The following is a 17,248-nucleotide window of genomic DNA, read 5'->3' as shown; positions in this document are numbered from 1 at the left end:
GGACCATGAACGGACACCCGGTGCTCGTTTCCACCGAGCACGAGGACCCGACGGCCGATCTCGTCATCGCGGAGCTGAACCGGCGCCGGGTGCCCGTTCTGCGACTCGACCCCGGAAAGGATCTCCCCGGAATCGTCACCCTCGCGGCTCGATTCGGCGCCGACGGGCTGACGGGGGCGCTCCGCGTCGGCGACCGAGCGGCCGAACTCGGCAAGGTGCGCGCGCTCTACCACCGCCGGCCGAGCCCTCATCTTCCCGCCACCGAAGACCAGGCCGACCGCTTCTCGGCGCACGAGACGCGTCGAGGCCTGGGCGGTGTGCTCGCGGCACTGCCCGACTGCCTCTACCTGAGTCATCCACAGGCCATCGCCCGAGCCGAGTACAAACCCGAACAACTCAGCGTCGCAGCACGGTTCGGTCTCCCTGTACCTGAAACCTTGATCACCAACGATCCTGCCGTGGCAAGGTCGTTCACGTCCGGTCGGCCTACGATCTACAAGCCCCTCCATGCCGCCCCGTACCATGTCGGCGGTGAACCTGCGGGCATCTGGGCGGCAGTGGTCGACCCTGTGGACATCGACAATCAGGTGACCGGCTGCACCCACCTCTTCCAGGAACAGGTGCCCAAGGTCTTCGACGTCAGGGCGGTAGTGGTGGGCGATCAGGTGTTCTGCTCGCTGATCAGGGCCCCGGAGGGCGTGGTGGACTGGCGCAGCGCATACCGTTACCTCACCTATGAGGCGATCGGGTGCCCGGACTCGGTCCGTTCGGCTCTGTTGCTCTTCCTCAGCGAATTCGGCCTGAAGTTCGGCGCGTTCGACTTCGCGGTGACCGCCGATGGCGAGTGGTGGTTCCTGGAATGCAACCCCAACGGCCAGTGGGCATGGCTTGAGCACGCGGCCCAGCTGCCGATCACGACCGCGATTGCCGACCTTCTGGAAAATGGAGAGAGCGCATGATCGACATGCCGTCCGAAGTCCTGCGGGCGAAGCTCGTCGCCCAGCTCAAGGATGAGGAAGTGATCCGCAGCCCCGAATGGGAGGCGGCGATGCTGTCCGTCCCACGTGAAGCGTTCCTCGCGGGCGGGTGGTTCGAGCATGACGGTGGCGGCTGGTATCGAGCCGCTTCGCTCGCCGACGAGCCGGAACTGATCCGGCGCGTGTACGAGGACGACAGCCTGGTGACTCAACTCGGCGGTGTGATCTTTCCGTTCCAGTTGGACGGGCGTCTGCTCCAGGCCCCCACGTCCTCCTCCACCATGCCGGGTCTCGTGGTCCGCATGCTTGAGGACCTCCAGGTGTCGGAAGACATGTCGGTCCTGGAGATCGGCACCGGAACCGGCTACTCCACCGCCCTACTGACGCACCTCCTCGGTGATGAGCAGGTGACCTCCATCGAGGTCGATCCGGACGTCTCCGCGCGGGCCGGCGCGGCTCTCGGGGGCCTCGGCTACTGGCCGAACCTCGTCGTCGGCGACGGGCTCGCGGGCCACCCCGAAGGTGCGCCGTACGACCGCTTGATCGCAACGTGCGAAGTACGCACCATCCCGGCACAGTGGATCGAGCAGATCAAACCCGGCGGTGTGATCCTGGCAACTGTGGGTGGCTGGATTCACTCCTCGGAGCTGGCCCGGCTCACTGTCCAGGCCGACGGGACAGCGGTCGGCCGGTTCCTCGGGGGCGGGATCTCGTTCATGTTCGCCCGGCCCCATCAGCCGCCACCCCTTGGATTGCTGCCCGATGTGGATTCCGGTGACTGCCGGGGAGCCATCTACGGACCGGAGATCCTGGAAGACTGGACGGCCCGCTTCGTCGCCCAGCTCGCCGCGCCGCAAGCCCAGAAGATCGTGCTGCACCGCGAGGGCCGGGACGAACACCTCCTGGTCGATGTCGAGGCCGGCTCCTGGGCCTTGTTGTCGCGGGCGGCGGACGGCTGGACGGTACGCCAGGAAGGCCCGGACCGGCTGTGGGACGACGTCGAGAGGCATGTCCAGCAGTGGCACGCGGACGGCGCGCCGCCGCTCGAGCGCTTCGAGGTCACGGTGACGCCGCGGGAACAGAGCATCAGCTGGGCGACAGCCCGGTCGTGAATTCCGTCATCGAGCTGAGCCGGAGGGCCGTGGTGGATCGCCGGGGATTCGTGGCCGCCTCCAGCGCGTACGCGCTCGCGACGGCGGGTCTGCCCGACCCCGTCGCCGTTCTGTGGCGTGCGCGGCTCACATCGGACGACAAGGTCCGGGTCGGCCGGGGCGAGGACACCGCCCTCAGCACCGTCCACCTCCGCCAGGACGCCGTCAACGACAGGCGGGCCCACCTCTACCGCCTCCGCGGCGTGCCCGGGGTAGCGGAACTGGACGAGCGCACCTCAGCACTGGAGTGACTGATGGAAGACTCGAATGAGCCGCTGGAATTGTGGGCTGCCTGCCGGGACGCTCTTCGCCGTCCAGCCGGCGATTTGAAGGCGGTCCGACTGGACGGCCGACAAGCCGCCTCTCACGTCGACCCGTCCGAACCTCGTCTGATCCTTCGATGGGATGGCGCGGAGTGGGTTCCTGAGACCGTTGCCGACGACTACCCCGCCGCCCAGCGCATCGTGCACGGCATCCGGGGCGACGGGAAGATGCTCTAGGGGAATGAAGCACGGTCTATCGCTCATACGCGGATGCGGCAGGGGAACTCGCCAGGCCCCGGTTGGTCGAGAATCGCAGCGGCTACCTCCTGGCCGATGCGGGGCTCAGTCCGTCAGTTCCCAGAGCAGCCGGTAGTAGGCGGTCCGCTCCGGGTCGGGCGCGATGCCGTAGGCGTCGAGCAGCGGCTGCTCCCAGCCCGGGCCATAGTTCCACTGGGTGCTCCAGGTGGCGATGGCGAGGTCGGCCCAGCGGTCGGCGAGGCCGAGGGTGCCGAGGTCGACGTGGCCGGTGTGGGTGCCGTCGTCGCCGATCAGGGTGTTGGGGGCGCAGGCGTCGCCGTGGCAGACGACGAGGTGGTCGATCGGGGGGATGTCGGCGAGGGTGGCCAGGGCGCGTTCGACGGTGCCGTGGTGGCGCAGTTCCTCCGGCCAGTCGGCCGGGTCGGTGCGGCCCGCTTCCGCCTTGGCCCGGGCGTTCGTCAGGCGTGTTTCGGCGGACCAGTCGAAGGGGCAGTCCGCGACGGGCAGTGCGTCGTGGAGCGCCCGCAGGCCGGCGCCGATGGCGTGGACGGCGGTGGCGGGGTCGCGCTTCCAGTGGTCGTCCACGGCCGACCGGCCGGGCAGGCCCTGGGTGACGAGCCAGGATCCGGTTTCGTCGGCGCCCTCGCCGATGACCGGTGGCACCACGGCGAACCTCGCCGCCCAACGCAGGCGGACCGCCTCCGCCGCGAGGTCGATGCCGATGCCGCTGCCGCTGCCGGCCGGCGTCCACTTCACGAACTGCCGGGTGTCGCCGTGGCCGAGCTGGAAGGTCAGTCCGCCGAGTTCGTTCTCCCAGACGGCCCGTACCGGCCGTCCGGCCGCGAGCTCGGTGACGACGGGTGGCGGCTGGACGGGGCCCTGGGGCGCGGCGGCGATCATCCGCCCATTCTCACCGGGGCGGGTGGCAGCCTGCCAACCGTTTTGCGGGGTTCCGCCGCTACCAGGCGGCGGCCCGGAGGATGTCCTGGGCGAGGTCCTCGACCGACCGGTCGTCGGTCGGGACGCGGACCGCGCCGGCACCGGGATCTCCCGCCGCCGGGAGGGCGGGGCGGCGGCGCTCCCGTTCCCGGGTACGCCGCCGTCCGGCCACCGCCCGCCGGTCTCAGCCGAGCGGCAGGGACTTGAACGCGCGGGCCTGCTCCGTGATGGCGCGTTCGGTGGGCAGCCGTTCCATCGAGGAGGCGCCGAAGAACCCGGCGATCCCGGTGGTGTGCTCCAGCACGTAGCGGGCGTCCTCGGGTTCGGCGATCGGGCCGCCGTGGCAGAGCACGATGATCTCCGGGTTGACCCGCTTCGCGGCGTCGTGCATCTCCTGTACGGCCGCCGCCGCCTGGTCGAGGGTGAGCGCGGTGGCCGCGCCGATGGAGCCCTTGGTGGTGAGCCCGACGTGCGGGACGAGCACGTCCGCGCCGGCCCGGGCCATGTCGGCGGCCTGCTCCGGGTCGAACACGTAGGGGGCGGTGAGCAGTTCGCGCTCGTGGGCCTGGCGGATCATGTCGACCTCCAGGCCGAAGCCCATCCCGGTCTCCTCCAGGTTCGCCCGGAACGTGCCGTCGATCAGTCCGACCGTGGGGAAGTTCTGCACCCCGGTGAAGCCGACGGCCTTCAGCTGGTCCAGGAAGTTGCCCATGATCCGGAACGGGTCGGTGCCGCACACCCCGGCGAGCACCGGCACCTCGCGGACCACCGGCAGGACCTCCCCCGCCATCTCCAGCACGATGGCGTTGGCGTCTCCGTACGGCATCAGGCCCGCCAGCGAGCCGCGGCCGGCCATCCGGTAGCGGCCCGAGTTGTAGATGATCAGCAGGTCGACGCCGCCGGCCTCCGCGCACTTGGCGGACAGGCCGGTGCCGGCGCCGGCGCCGATGACCGGCTTCCCGACGGCGATCTGCGCGGTCAGGCGGGCCAGGGCTTCGGTGCGGTTCACGGGTGGGCTCCTCGTTCGGTGGGTGTCGTTCGGTGGGGGGATAACGGCAACGGGTCAGGCGTGCGCGGTGATCAGCTGGTGCAACCGGTCGGCGGCCGCGACGGCGAAGGCCGGGTCGTTCAGGTGGGCGTCCAGCTCGCGCAGTTCGACCGGGCCGCCGGCCAGCGCCGAGCGCAGCGCCGCCAGGCCGGCCCGGTCGGCGGCCGGGTCGTGGAACGGCCCGCCCGGCGCGTCCACGGCGGACACCCCGCCGAGCGGCCAGAGCACCGTCACCGGGCCGCGCGCCGCGTTGAGCTTGTGCCCGAGGTCGGCGCCGACGGCGGACATCTCCTCGGCGGTGGTGCGCATCAGGGTCACGGTGGGGTTGTGGACCAGCAGCCGGCGCTCGGCGAAGCGCTCCGGAACGGTCTCCCGGGGGCCGAAGTTGACCATGTCCAGCGCGCCCGGCGCGACCACCTGGGGGATGCCGGCCCGCCCGGCCGCGGTCAGCCGGTCGGGCCCGGCACTGAGCACGCCGCCGACCAGTTCGTCCGCGAGTTCGGTGGTGGTCAGGTCCAGGACGCCGGCCAGGAAGCCGCCCGCGGCCAGCTTCTCCAGCGCCCGGCCGCCGGCCCCGGTGGCGTGGAACACCAGGACCTCGTAGCCGAGTTCGTCCAGGCGCTCGCGGGCGGCGTCGACCGCGGGCGTGGTCACGCCGAACATGCTGGCGCCGACCAGCGGGCGGCCGTGCGGACGCGGGGCGGCCAGCACCCGCTCGTGCCGGACGGCCATGCCCACGGCGGCCGCCGCCGCGTTCCCGAGGATCAGCGAGGACACCGAGTTGATGCCCGCGACGTCCACCACGCTGTACATCAGAGTGACGTCGCTGCTGCCCACGTACGGTGCCACGTCCCCGCCCGCCATGGTGGACACCAGCAGCTTGGGCACGCCGACCGGCAGCGCCTGCATCGCGCGGGCCGCGATGGACGACCCGCCGCTGCCCGCCACCGCCAGGACGGCGTGCAGCCGGCCCGACCGGTACAGCTCGCCGACCAGCCGCTCGACGCCATGAGCCATCGCCGTCACGGCCGCCCCGCGGTCGCCCGCGGAGCGCAGCGCCGCCAGGTCGTGCCCGGCGGCCCGGGCGACCTCCTCCGGGCCGAGGTCGGCGGCGGGCGTGCCGGGGGGCGGCGGCAGCACGCCGGCGTCGACCATGACCACCTCGCAGCCGTCCTCCCGCAGCCGCTCGGCGAGCCACGCGTACTCCGCGCCCTTGGTGTCCAGTGTCCCGACCAGTACGACGGTCGCCATGTCCCTGCTCCTTTGAACGGACGGTTCCCCGATCATCCGGCGGGGCCGGGACGGCGGCCAAGACCACTTGCGGGCAAGTGGCCTGCCGTCGGCCCCGGTCACCGGGCCGGATGGCGGCCGGGGCCACCGGGGCATCATGGACGGCATGGACCGGATCCCCGCCACCCGCCTGTCGCGCCTGCTCACCGGCTGGGCCGCCGACGGCCCGGGGGCCCTGCCGCGGCTGCTCGCGGACGCGCTGCGCGAGCTGGCCGAGCGCGGCGACGTGGCCCCCAGCACCGCGCTGCCCTCGCAGCGGGCGCTGGCCTCGGCCCTCGGGGTCAGCCGCTCCACCGTCACCTCCGCGTACGGACTGCTGGAGGCGGAGGGGCGGTTGGAGAGCCGGCACGGCAGCGGCTCGCGGCTGCGCGCCTCGGGGGCGGTCGGCGAGCCCGTCGGCGAGGGGCGGCTCGCCAGTTTCGGCACCCGGGACGGCGTCGTCGACCTCTCCAGCGGGGCGCTGGAGGGCCTGCCCGCCGTGGCGGACGCCCTCGACTCGCTGTCCGGCCGGGACCTCGCCGCCGCACTCGCCGGTGACGGCTACCTCCCGTACGGGCTGCCGCGGCTGCGCGAGCTGCTGGCCGAGCAGTACCGCGCGGCCGGCCTGCCGACCTCGCCGGACCAGATCCTGGTCACGGCCGGGTCCCAGCAGGCGCTCTGGCTGATCACCCAGGGGCTGGTCGAGCCGGGCGACACCGTGGTCGTCGAGGACCCGACCTACCGGGGCGCCCTGGAGGCGCTGCGCGCCCGGGGCGCACGCCTGGTGCCGCTGCCCGCGTACGGCTTCCGTTCCGGCTCCCGAACGGGCTCCCGAACCGACGTGCATGACGCGCACGACGACGGGCCCGCCGCCCTGGCCCGGCTGACCGGCCGGATCCGCCCGCGCCTGGTGTACCTCCAGCCGGCCGTGCACAACCCGACCGGGCGCGCCATGAGCGGGCCGACCCGACGGGCCTGGGCCGCCGTCCTGGCCGAGCGCGGCCTGTACACCGTCGAGGACAACGCGTACGCGGAGCTGTCCCTGTCCGAGGACGGCGCGCCGCCCCCGCTCGCCGCACAGCTGCCGGACGGCACGACCGCGACCATCGGCACCCTCTCCAAGCTCTACTGGGGCGGCCTGCGGCTGGGCTGGATCCGCGCCTCCCGCCCGGTCATCCACCGCCTGGCCGAGCTCCGCAAGTCCGTCGACCTCTCCTGCCCGGTGGTGGAGCAGCTGCTCGCGGTGCGGCTGCTCCAGGGACTGCCGGAGGCGCGGGCCCGGCGCCGCGCGCAGCTGCGTGAGCGCCTCGCCGCGGCCGAGCGGCTGCTCACCGCGCAGGCGCCGCACTGGCGTTGGGAGCGGCCGGCCGGCGGCTCCGCGCTGTGGGTCGAGCTCCCCGGCACCGACGCCGAGGCCACCGCCCAACTGGCCCGCCGGGCCGGGGTGCTGGTGGTGCCCGGGCCCGCCTTCTCCGCCGTCGACGGCTTCCGCAGCCGCCTGCGGCTGCCGTTCGCCGCCCGGCACGACCCGCTCGACCCGCTCGACCAATACGACCGGTTGGCCGCCGCCCTGCCCGTCCTCCTGCACAGCGCCGACCGCGCCGGTCCCGTCCGCTGAACCGCCGTACCCGCGGAACCGCCGTACCGCTGAACCGCTGAACCGCCCGACCCGCCGACCAACGCCCCCGGCTCAGCGGCGGAGGGCCTGGCGGGTGCGGCGGGCGAGGCGGTGGGCGCGCTGGACGGCGACGAAGGCGGGCATGGAGTCGGCCTGGGTGAGCCGGTACTTGAGGCGGAGCTGGGGGCTGAGGCCGGCCTGGGCCTCGGGGCCGATGGCGTGGAGGAGCCGGGCGACGTGCTGCTGGTAGGCGGCGCGGTAGGCGCGGTCGCCGTCCGGGACGGTCCAGAAGAACATCGGGATCTCCTCGACCAGGCAGTTGCGGTCGTAGGCGCGCAGGTGCTCGGCGAAGGCGGGTTCGGGGCGGGCGAGCAGCCATTCGCGGACGAGTTCCATCGAGCGGACCCGGTCGACGACACCGCGCGGGTCGGTCTTCTTCTGGGTGATGGAGAGGTCGCCGTCCTCGCGCACCCGCCAGTGGTAGACCGGGTCGGCGAGCACGTCGACGCGTGCGGCGAGGAAGTGGTGGGGCACGCTGACCGGGGCGTCCTCGTACAGGATGCCCTCGGGGTACGTCAGGCCGGCGCCGTCGAAGAAGGAGCGCCGGTAGACCTTGTTCCAGGCGGTGCGGTCGGTGACGAGGGCGGGGGTCTCGCCGATGTGGGTGCGCAGCCGGGTCTCGTGGAACGGGCGGCGGTGGGCGTGCGAGGGGCTGAGGCCGGAGGTGCGCAGCCGCAGGGCGTTGCCGGCGGCGAAGTCGGAGCCGGTCCCGTCGAGGGTGTTGATCATCAGCTGGTAGGCGTGCGGCGGCACGATGTCGTCGCTGTCGACGAAGGCCAGGTACTCGGTGCCGGGGGTGAGGTGGCGCCAGCCGGTGTTGCGGGCGGCGCCGAGGCCCTGGTTCCGCTGCCGGACCAGTCGGAAGCGCCCGTCCCGCTCGGTGTACTCCTCGGCGATGACGGGGCCGTCGTCGGTCGAGCCGTCGTCGACCAGGACGCACTCGAAGTCCTCGAACGTCTGGGCCGCGATCGAGTCCAGGCACTCCCCGAGGTAGCGCTCGACGTTGTAGATCGGGACGACGAGGGAGAGACGTGGGGCCATCGCACGGCCTTTCGCTCAGGACACGAGCGGACGGGCCGGGCGGCCGTCGACCGCCGGTCACCGACAGTGGCCCGAGCATACGGACCGTATGCGGCCCGCGGGCGAACGCCGGGTTGAATCGAGCGAGCGGAACGGTGCAATCACCGGTCCGCCGGGGCGTCGGCCGCGCCCGGCGTCAACCCGCCCGCGCGGGACGCCCCTTGGGGCGCAAGGGGAGGGCCCCGGACCGCCCGACCGGTCCGGGGCCCTCCGTCACCCGAACCGGGTCAGGCGCTCTTGACGGCCGCGAAGCGGTCCGAGACGTCCTGCCAGTTGACGACGTCCCACAGGCGGGTGACGTAGTCCGGGCGGACGTTGCGGTACTGCAGGTAGTAGGCGTGCTCCCAGGCGTCGAAGGCCAGCAGCGGGGTGGTGCCCTGGCCGACGTTGCCGTGGTGGTCGTAGACCTGCTCGACGATCAGGCGCTGGCCGAGCGGCTCCCAGGACAGGATGCCCCAGCCGGAGCCCTGCACGCCGGTGGTGGCGGTGGTGAGCTGCTTCTTGAAGGCGTCGAAGCTGCCGAAGTGCTCGGTGATGGCGTCGGCCAGCTCGCCCTCGGGGCGGTCGCCGCCCTCGGGCGAGAGGTTCTGCCAGAACAGCGAGTGCAGCACGTGGCCCGACAGGTGGAACGCGAAGGTCTTCTGCAGGCCGACCAGGCCGCCGAACTGCTCCTTGTCGCGGGCCTCGGCCAGCTGGTCCAGGGTGTCGTTGGCGCCCTTGACGTACGCGGCGTGGTGCTTGGAGTGGTGCAGCTCCAGGATCTCGGCCGACATCGCCCGCTCCAGCGCGGAGTAGTCGTACGGCAGGTCGGGAAGCGTGTAGGTGCCCATCAGGACACGGCCCCTTTCGGCGGGTTGAACGGTGGTGATCGTGCCGGGACAACACTATTGCGTATCAGTTGCAAGAACGAAGCATGGGCTCCTGCTTATTCCCGCACGTCCCGTCGGGCACAACGACCGCCGCTGACCACCCGTCCGGCCCAGCCGACTCGCCCCGCCCGCCCGACCCGGCCGACCTGCCCGGCCCGTACGCCCCGTCACCCCGGCGGCCCGTCACTCCGCCGCACCGGCGCCCCTCCGGCAACGTTTCGGTCTCGTAGACCGGCAATCCGTTCCCGGGGCTTCCCTCCGTGTTCGCCGTTGTGCCATTTTACATGTCACACAGCAAGGCCCGTGCGCCCCACGCAGCGCGGCCACCCCCACCCTCAACGGCCCCGGAGGCCCCCACAGATGCGTCCCTCCTCGATAGCGAAGGACGGCGCGCGCAGACTCCCTGCGCTCGGCACCGCCCTCCTCCTCTCGCTCGGCCTGTTCGCACCCGCGGCGCAGGCCGCCGCCCCCGCGGCCGCCCCGGCCGGTCAGCCCGCCACCTCGGCCGGCCAGACCGCCGCACCGCGCACGATCCCGGTGCCCAAGTCCCCCGACACCCCCAAGGACGCCCGTCCGCTGGTCTCGGACCCGCAGGCCAAGGCCACCGCCCCGACGGCGGGCAGCACCGTCGGCGCCGCCAGGTCGGCACGGGCGCTCACCGCCGCCGCCTGCGACGTCTCCGCCTTCACCGGCAAGTCCGGTGCCGCGCTGGTCCAGCAGGTCAAGGGGGCCGGGCTCGACTGCGTCAACACCCTGTTCACGCTGACCGGCAACGACGCCAAGGGCGCCTTCAACGAGGCCCAGATGGTCACCGTCGCCAACGCCCTGCGCGACACCGCCGCCACCTACCCCGGCGACAACTCCACCTCCGCCGGGCAGCTGGTGCTCTTCCTGCGGGCCGGCTACTACGTGCAGTGGTACAACAAGGACGTCGTGGGCCCGTACGGCACCGGCCTCCAGACCGCCATCCGCGGTGCGCTGGACGCCTTCTACGCCGCCCCGCACAGCAAGGACGCCACCGACGCCAACGGTGCCACCCTCGCCGAGGCCGTCACCCTGATCGACAGCGCCCAGGAGAACGCCCGCTACACCGGCGTCGTCAAGCGGCTGCTGAACGACTACACCGGCAGCTGGCCCGCCACGATGGCCACCGCCGTCGCCAACACCGAGACCGTCATCGAGCGCGGCTTCGACCTGCCGGAGTTCGTCTCCGCCCTCCAGGCCGACCCGGCCTTCGCGACCACCGTGTCGTCCTTCGTCACCCGCAACAGCGGCCAGCTCAACGGCGGCGACACCGTCACCAAGATCGGCATCCAGCTCGGCAACCTGGTCGCCAACGACGCGCTGCGCGCCCAGGGCCGGCCGATCGTCAAGGACCTGATCAACCGCTACCCGCTGGTCGGCAACACCGGTCCGCTCACCATGAACCTGCTCTGGTTCACGGAGAAGAAGGACGCCGGCAACTGCTCCTACTACGGCACCTGTGACGTCCCGGCCAAGCTCGTGCCGCTGGTGCTCACCGTCGACCACACCTGCAACGCCAACCTGCGCATCCGCGCCCAGGACATGACCGCGCAGCAGCTCGCCGACACCTGCACCAGCCTGGTCAACCAGGACGCGTTCTTCCACAAGGTGGTCAAGGACAACGGCCCGGTCCCGAACGACAACAACACCAACCTCGAGGTCGTCGTCTTCGACGACTACTACAACTACAGCCTGTACGCCTGGGAGATGTACAAGATCGACGTCGACAACGGCGGCATGTACGAGGAGGGCAACCCGGCCACTGTCGGCAACCAGGCCCGCTTCATCGCCCACGAGGCCTCCTGGCTGCGCCCCCAGTTCCAGATCTGGAACCTCAACCACGAGTACACCCACTACCTCGACGGCCGCTACGACATGTACGGCGACTTCGAGGCCGGCATGACCACCCCGACCATCTGGTGGGTCGAGGGCCTCGCCGAGTACGTCTCCTACAGCTACCGCGGCGCCCACTACGACGACGCGGTCGCCCAGGCCGGCAAGGGCACCTACGCGCTGAGCACCCTGTTCGACACCACCTACGACAACGCGGACTCCACCCGGATCTACAACTGGGGCTACCTGGCCGTCCGCTACATGCTCCAGTCGCACCCGCAGGACGTCGACGCGCTGCTCGCCAAGTACCGCGCCGGTGACTGGAACGGCGCCCGCACGCTGCTGAAGACCACCATCGGCACCGCGTACGACGCCGACTTCGCCACCTGGCTCAAGGCCTGCGCCGCCGACAACTGCGGCTCGCTGCCCACCACCGAGCAGCCCAAGGCCCCGCTCTGCACCGCCACCGACGCCCGGCAGTACGACAAGAACTGCCGCCGCGACAACGTCGCCGCCACCACCGGGAACTACAGCTACAGCTTCCTGAACCTGCCGGCCGGCGTGAAGCAGCTGACCATCACCACCAGCGGGGGCACCGGCAACGCCGACCTCTACTACAACGCCGGCTCCTGGGCCACCACCGCCTCCTCCACGGCCAAGTCCGCCACCGGCGGCAACGGTGAGACCCTGACCATCACCAACCCGCCGGCCGGCTACGTCTTCTTCAGCCTCTACGCCCAGCAGGGCTTCGGCGGCGTCACGGTCACCACGACCTACAACTGACACCGACGCCCCACGACCGACCGACTGCCGCAGGCAGCAGGGCCCCGCGACTTCGCGGGGCCCTTTCGCTTTCCCGTTCCGACCCCCCGCCCAGGGATATCCAGGGGTTATAACGATTCGGCCATCGAATAGGCCGTCAACGGCCCGTAAGAGATCGCATATTCCTCTGCCGAGGGGGTGTCCGGGCGGCGAAGTTTCGGTTAGTGTCCATGAACAGATCAACCGGTTCGGCCTCCGGCAACGGAATGCCGAATATCTCTGACGGCTCGGGTGCGGCATTCTCGCCACACCCGCCAATCCCCGGAATGGAGAGTTAGTCATGAAGATGGTCAAGGCGCTCGTCAAGAAGTTCAAGAAGAACGACGACCTCGCGAACCACGCGTGGGTGCTGCACGTTATCTAACGTGTCCAGCCGCTGGCGGGGGCCGGGTCGGCCGTGCCCCCGCCGGCGCCACGGCGCGTCCGGGATTCCTCCGCGCGCCACGCCGAACACACTGACCTGCCATTTCGCATTGGAGGCCGGATTCCCGTGGAAGAAATGGCGACGGCAACCGCGCGCAGCCGTTCCCTCGTGTTCGCCCCGAGGATTCAGGAGCTGCTGGCCAGGGACGAGAAGGTGTTCCGGATCGACCCGTCGAAGGTCGGCGTCTCGGACTCCCGGCTGATGGCCGAAATCGTCGCGGCCCGCCCCGTCCTTTCCACCGAGCGATCCGTCTACAAGCCCGCCGCCGGCTCCGACATCCCCCACGACAGCGCGACGCGCACCATCCGCGCACTGGGGCAGGACGCCATGGCGGGCATCCGCAAGCCGCCGCCCCCGGCGCGCGGCATGGCCGGCTCCTGGCCCTACGCGGGCACCTCCTACCTGCGCCGCTGGCTGTTCTCCGACGACCCGCTGCCGGTCTCCCTGCTGTCGAAGCGCGGCGTCACCCGCTCCGACACCCTCTCCCGGCTCGTCGACCGCGCCGTCACCGCCTGGCCCGGCTCCGCCGACCAGGACGGGGGCACCGAACTGGCCGGACTGATCCGCGGCGCCGACGAGACGCTGGAACGCAAGCAGGCCATCGCGATGTACCGGCGGGCGACGGCCACCCTCTGCGACGGCGTGGCCGCCCTGGCCGGCAACGCCCTGTGGCTCATGGGTCCGGAACGGGACCTGCCGGAGCACCGCGCCAAGCTCACCGACGTCCTCTGGGAGACCCTGCGCCTGCTCCCGCCCGCCTGGATGCTCTACCGCAACGGCGGCGCGGCCTACACCGAACTCCACCCCGAGATCCGGCCCGAGGACGACGTCGCGCTCTTCCCGCTGCTGATGCACCGCCACCCCGACTACTGGTCCGACCCGCTGGACTTCCGCCCCGAGCGCTGGGACGGCGTCGCGGACCCGGAGAAGACACCCGGGTTCATGCCCTTCGGCTTCGACGGCGCCCGCTGCTGGGCCAAGCACCTGATCGTGCCGCTGGCCGAGCAGCTGCTGACCGCGGCTGTGGACAACCGGCTGGTCGTCCACAGCCCGCGGCAGGACGCGCAGGTGCCGCTGCGCTCGCTGCTCGCCGTACGGTTCGAGGCGCGGGTCCGGGCCTGACGCCCCGGCGCCGCCTCCGGAACACCCCCGCCGCCCCGGAAGACCCCTGACACCACGGGACACACCATGGAATCGCCCACACTGGCCGACTGGGTCGGCGACGTCGACGGCTTCACCGGCCGCCAGTGGCAGCGCGAGCCCGCGCTCTTCCCCCGGAAGGCCCCGGAGGCGCCCGCCTCGCCCGCCTCGCCCGCCTCGCCCGCCTCGCCGTTCGACCTCGACGAACTCGACGCCGCCTTCGACGGCGGGCTGCTGCGCACGCCCTACCTGGAGATGGTCCGCTCCGACAAGGTGACCATCCCGCCGGAGGCCTTCACCACCTCGCGCACCGTCAACGGCACGGCGCACCACGGCTTCGCGGACCGCGCGAAGGTGCTCGCCCAGCTGCGCCGCGGGGCGACCCTGCTGCTGCGCTGCGTCGACCAGTGGCACCGCCCGACCGGCGAACTGGTGGCGCGGCTCTCCGAGGAACTCGACCGGCGGGTGGAGGCGTTCTTCTTCGTCACCCCGGCCGGCGCCCAGGGCCTCGCCGTGCACCGCGACGACGCCGACGTGTTCGTCCTCCAGGCCGCCGGACGCAAGACCTGGTACGTGCACGACGCGCCGACGACGGCGGACTGGCGGCTCGGCGAACTCCCCGAGGACGAGCGCTCCCCGCTGCGCCTGCACGGCGTCCTGGAACCCGGCGGCGTGCTCTACATCCCGCGCGGCTTCGCCCACCGCGCGGTCGGCGCCGGGGGCCTGTCCGCCCACCTGTCGCTGACCGTCCGCGACCTCTCCGTCCAGGACCTGCGCACCGCCCTGGAAGGGCAGTTGGCCGAAGGCCTCGGCCTGCCGGCCCGCCCGCTCGGCGAGCCCGCGATCACCGACGCCTGCGCCGCCCTGCTCGCCCACGCCCGGACGAGGCTCGACGCGCTCGGACCGGAGGACCTCCTGCGCGCCGCCCGCGCCGCCCGGACCGGTACCCCCCACGCCCCGGCAGCCCCGGCCGAACCCGCGGAAACCCTCACCGAGGCCGCCCGCACCTGGGAGTCCGCCACCCCCGCCGACGGCCGCCCCGGGCTCGCCTCCGTCGGCCGCACCTGGCGCCGCCTGCGCGGCGCGGCCGGGTAGCCTGCGGCGACGGCAGCGACAGCCCGGTGCGAGGAATCCGCCGAGATGATCTGATCGACCGACAGGATGCCTCGGACTGACTGACGTTCGACCGGCGAAGCCGCCCCGACTCGACGATCCTCTCCGTTCCGGGCAGCGCTGGGGCAGACTGCTCACCATGCGATCAGATGATCAGAGGGGCGCCCTGCCCAAGCCCGTCCTGCCGGACGTCGCCGCCGCCCGCGCGATCGGTCCCGAGGCCGCGGTGGAGGCCCGCTGGGAGGGGATCGTCCTGTCCTGGGAGTGGCTCCAGCAGGACATCGGGCACGGCCCCGGCAGCTGCCACGACGGCCTGGTGCGGCTGCTGAAGGCCGCCCGCGCCGAGCCGCGGCTGGGCCGGCTCTTCCCCTGGACCAGCCACCACGACCTGCACTTCAGCCTGTCGACCTCGTCCCCGTGGACCGCCGCGGGCGTGCCGTTCGCCGTGCCGCTGGACGGCGGCGGCTACCAGGTCCGCGGCCAGGGCGGCGCCGGGGTGCTCGGCACGCCCGCCACCCCGGAGGAGGCCGTCGCCCTGCTCGTCGAACACCTCCCGCCGGACCTCGGGCCGGTGTTCAACCACCCGGCGGACGAACCGCGCTGAGGCCGCCGGGGTGGCAGCGCCCCGCACCGGGGGTCACGATGGAAGCCCGGCCACCTCCGGCCCCGGCCCGATCGGAGCGCGATGAGCGACCAGCACAACGTCGTCCTGCTGACCTTCCCCGACGCCGCCGCCTGGCGCCCGGCCTTCGACGAGGCGCAGCACCTGCCGGGCCTGCGGATGGTGGCGGCGATGGAGCGCAGCGCCGACGGGCTGCTGGAGGTCGCGGACACCTTCACCCGGGGCGCGGGGGTGGCGACCGTCGGCTCGGGTGTGCTGGGCGGCCTGATCGGGCTGCTCGGCGGGCCGGTCGGCGTGCTGCTGGGCTTCGCGGCCGGCGCGGCGCTCGGCAACGCGGCCGAGGAGCACCAGGCGAGCGAGGGCGGCGCCGGGCTGATCATGCTCTCGCCCCGGGTGCCGGACGGCGGGGCACTGCTCGCCGTGGAGCTCCGGGAGTCCTCGCCCGCCCCGGCGGACGAGCTGGCCGCCCGGCACGGGGCCTCGGTCGAGCGGATCGACGCGCGCGAGTTCGCCGAGCAGGTCCGGGCGGCCGAGCAGAAGGCGGACGACGCGGGGGCCTCCTGAGCGGCACGGGGCCTTCTGAGCCGCGCGGGGGCCTCCTGAGCCGCGGGGGCCGTACGGGACCGGGCGTCCGGTCCCGTACGGCCCCCGCCGTCACTCCGCCCGCAGCGCGTCCACCGTGCGCGCCCGCGCCGCCCGTACGGCCGGGAGCAGCGCGCCGAGCAGGGCGATCGGCACGCCGCCGAGGCCGAGCAGGACCAGCGCCGGGGTGCCGAAGACGTCCAGCGCGGCGGGCGGGAAGTTCAGCCCGGCGCTGTGTCCCATCGCGGGCACCGTCAGGCTGTGCAGCAGCAGCCCCACCGGCAGGCCGATCGCGCCGCCGACGGCACCGGTCAGCAGGACCGAGGCGAGGACGACGCCCACGGTCTGGGCCGGGGTCATGCCGAGCGCCTTGGCGACGCCGGTGCCCCGGGTGCGCTCGCGGATCTCCAGGACGACGGTGTTGAACACCCCGAGCCCGGCGACCACGAGCAGCAGCAGGGTGAGCGTGGCGGTGAGCGAGTTCAGGGCGGCGATCGAGCCGCTGGAGCCGTGCGGCCCGCCGGTGTCGGCGGTCATGTGTGCCGGGGCGAGCGCGGCGGTGAGGGCGGCGGCGTAACCGGCGCGGTCGGTGCCCGGCTTCAGCTTGACGAACCAGAAGTCGGGGGTCGGGGCCGTGCCGGGCGGGTAGCTGCCGGCGTCGGTGAGCAGTTCATTGGTCTGCACGTGCGGGTCGAAGACCTCGCCGACGATCCGGACGGTGACGGCCCGGCCGTGGGTCGTGAAGGTCACCTGGTCTCCGAGGTTGACGGAGGCCTCGGTCAGGAAGGTGGACGGGGCGACGGCCTCGCCCGGGCCCCGGTACCAGCGGCCGCTGACCATCTTGTAGCCCGCCCAGGAGGAGTCGCCGTCGAAGGCGGTCACCGTGGTGGCGCCGGCCACCCCGGGGACGGTGACGTCCTCGGTGCCGTTGCCGAGGTACCCGGCGGTGCCCGGCTGGGCGTCCAGTGCGGCGGTGACCACGGCCCGGTCGGCCGGGACGGGCCTGGCCGGCGCCGTTCCGGGCGGGCCGTCCGGCCGGACCGGGTGCACCGCGACGTCCCCCGCGTCGCGGGTCTTCGCCTCCTGCACCCAGCTCATCGTCCCGCCCATGCCCACCGCGAAGACGGCGAACCGCAGGGCGCAGAAGAGCAGCGGC

16 protein-coding genes are annotated in these 17,248 nt (G+C 72.7%); 10 read left to right on the top strand and 6 right to left on the bottom strand.

The window, feature by feature from the left end; genetic code table 11:
* Window positions 1-5 precede the first annotated feature (5 nt).
* From tgmB to AE652_RS49425, 4 genes are read left to right on the top strand one after another with little or no spacing between them, the layout of a single operon-like run.
* Window positions 6-959: an ATP-grasp ribosomal peptide maturase gene (gene tgmB, locus AE652_RS05450; RefSeq protein WP_049649990.1), complete on the top strand. Its 954-nt coding sequence runs from the start codon at window positions 6-8 to the stop codon at window positions 957-959.
* Window positions 956-2,089 (top strand): ATP-grasp peptide maturase system methyltransferase, encoded by a 1,134-nt coding sequence (gene tgmC, locus AE652_RS05445; protein ID WP_049649989.1) that lies wholly within the window; start codon window positions 956-958, stop codon window positions 2,087-2,089. Before tgmB ends, tgmC begins: the two co-directional genes overlap by 4 nt.
* On the top strand, window positions 2,086-2,379 hold the full coding sequence (locus AE652_RS05440; protein WP_049649988.1) for a hypothetical protein: 294 nt from the start codon (window positions 2,086-2,088) through the stop codon (window positions 2,377-2,379). The genes tgmC and AE652_RS05440 overlap by 4 nt, the downstream gene beginning before the upstream one ends.
* Before the next feature lie 3 nt (window positions 2,380-2,382).
* The gene (locus AE652_RS49425) at window positions 2,383-2,628 is read left to right on the top strand and encodes a DUF6087 family protein (RefSeq protein ID WP_049649987.1); all 246 of its coding nucleotides are present in this window, start codon (window positions 2,383-2,385) and stop codon (window positions 2,626-2,628) included.
* A 105-nt stretch (window positions 2,629-2,733) separates the two neighbouring features.
* Here the strand turns inward: AE652_RS49425 and AE652_RS05430 are convergent, their stop codons facing one another.
* From AE652_RS05430 to AE652_RS05420, 3 genes are all read right to left on the bottom strand, one after another.
* Window positions 2,734-3,549 carry an aminoglycoside 3'-phosphotransferase gene (locus AE652_RS05430; RefSeq protein ID WP_049649986.1) on the bottom strand — a complete coding sequence of 272 codons (816 nt, stop codon included), beginning with the start codon at window positions 3,547-3,549 and terminating at the stop codon, window positions 2,734-2,736.
* Between the two features lie 223 nt (window positions 3,550-3,772).
* Window positions 3,773-4,597 (bottom strand): phosphoenolpyruvate hydrolase family protein, encoded by an 825-nt coding sequence (locus tag AE652_RS05425; protein ID WP_049649985.1) that lies wholly within the window; start codon window positions 4,595-4,597, stop codon window positions 3,773-3,775.
* Between the two features lie 54 nt (window positions 4,598-4,651).
* Entirely contained in the window at window positions 4,652-5,887 is a 1,236-nt protein-coding gene (locus tag AE652_RS05420; RefSeq protein WP_049649984.1) for a Tm-1-like ATP-binding domain-containing protein, read from the bottom strand.
* Window positions 5,888-6,032: 145 nt separating this feature from the next.
* On the opposite strand from AE652_RS05420, the gene AE652_RS05415 reads away from it, so the two are divergent.
* The gene (locus AE652_RS05415; protein ID WP_159028361.1) at window positions 6,033-7,523 is read left to right on the top strand and encodes a PLP-dependent aminotransferase family protein; all 1,491 of its coding nucleotides are present in this window, start codon (window positions 6,033-6,035) and stop codon (window positions 7,521-7,523) included.
* Window positions 7,524-7,595: 72 nt separating this feature from the next.
* On the opposite strand, the gene AE652_RS05410 is transcribed toward AE652_RS05415, so the two are convergent.
* Together AE652_RS05410 and AE652_RS05405 are read right to left on the bottom strand one after the other, a co-directional pair.
* Window positions 7,596-8,624, bottom strand: coding sequence for a glycosyltransferase family 2 protein (locus AE652_RS05410; RefSeq protein WP_049649982.1), 1,029 nt, complete (start codon window positions 8,622-8,624; stop codon window positions 7,596-7,598).
* A 266-nt stretch (window positions 8,625-8,890) separates the two neighbouring features.
* Window positions 8,891-9,493: a superoxide dismutase gene (locus AE652_RS05405; RefSeq protein WP_049649981.1), complete on the bottom strand. Its 603-nt coding sequence runs from the start codon at window positions 9,491-9,493 to the stop codon at window positions 8,891-8,893.
* Window positions 9,494-9,892: 399 nt separating this feature from the next.
* Here AE652_RS05405 and AE652_RS05400 point away from each other — a divergent pair, with 399 nt between their 5' ends.
* The 5 genes from AE652_RS05400 (at window position 9,893) to AE652_RS05380 (ending at window position 16,074) form a co-directional block, all read left to right on the top strand.
* Window positions 9,893-12,172, top strand: coding sequence for a M9 family metallopeptidase (locus AE652_RS05400; RefSeq protein WP_053111973.1), 2,280 nt, complete (start codon window positions 9,893-9,895; stop codon window positions 12,170-12,172).
* 538 nt (window positions 12,173-12,710) lie between these two features.
* The gene (locus AE652_RS05395; protein WP_063780064.1) at window positions 12,711-13,757 is read left to right on the top strand and encodes a cytochrome P450; all 1,047 of its coding nucleotides are present in this window, start codon (window positions 12,711-12,713) and stop codon (window positions 13,755-13,757) included.
* A 66-nt stretch (window positions 13,758-13,823) separates the two neighbouring features.
* Window positions 13,824-14,870, top strand: a complete 1,047-nt coding sequence (locus AE652_RS05390) for a JmjC domain-containing protein (RefSeq protein WP_053111972.1) — start codon at window positions 13,824-13,826, stop codon at window positions 14,868-14,870.
* A 157-nt stretch (window positions 14,871-15,027) separates the two neighbouring features.
* Window positions 15,028-15,492 carry a DUF6193 family natural product biosynthesis protein gene (locus AE652_RS05385; RefSeq protein WP_159028360.1) on the top strand — a complete coding sequence of 155 codons (465 nt, stop codon included), beginning with the start codon at window positions 15,028-15,030 and terminating at the stop codon, window positions 15,490-15,492.
* Window positions 15,493-15,573: 81 nt separating this feature from the next.
* Complete coding sequence (locus AE652_RS05380; protein WP_049649979.1) at window positions 15,574-16,074, top strand: hypothetical protein; 501 nt, start codon at window positions 15,574-15,576, stop codon at window positions 16,072-16,074.
* 90 nt (window positions 16,075-16,164) lie between these two features.
* Here the strand turns inward: AE652_RS05380 and AE652_RS05375 are convergent.
* A partial coding sequence (locus AE652_RS05375; protein WP_159028359.1) for an ABC transporter permease occupies window positions 16,165-17,248 on the bottom strand: 1,084 nt, incomplete at its 5' end.

Origin of the sequence: Kitasatospora sp. MY 5-36, assembly GCF_001182915.1 — a bacterium.
Classification (GTDB): Bacteria; Actinomycetota; Actinomycetes; order Streptomycetales; family Streptomycetaceae; genus Kitasatospora.
The sequence above is the reverse complement of the archived record's forward strand: the minus strand, read 5'-3'. Positions and strand labels throughout refer to the sequence as shown.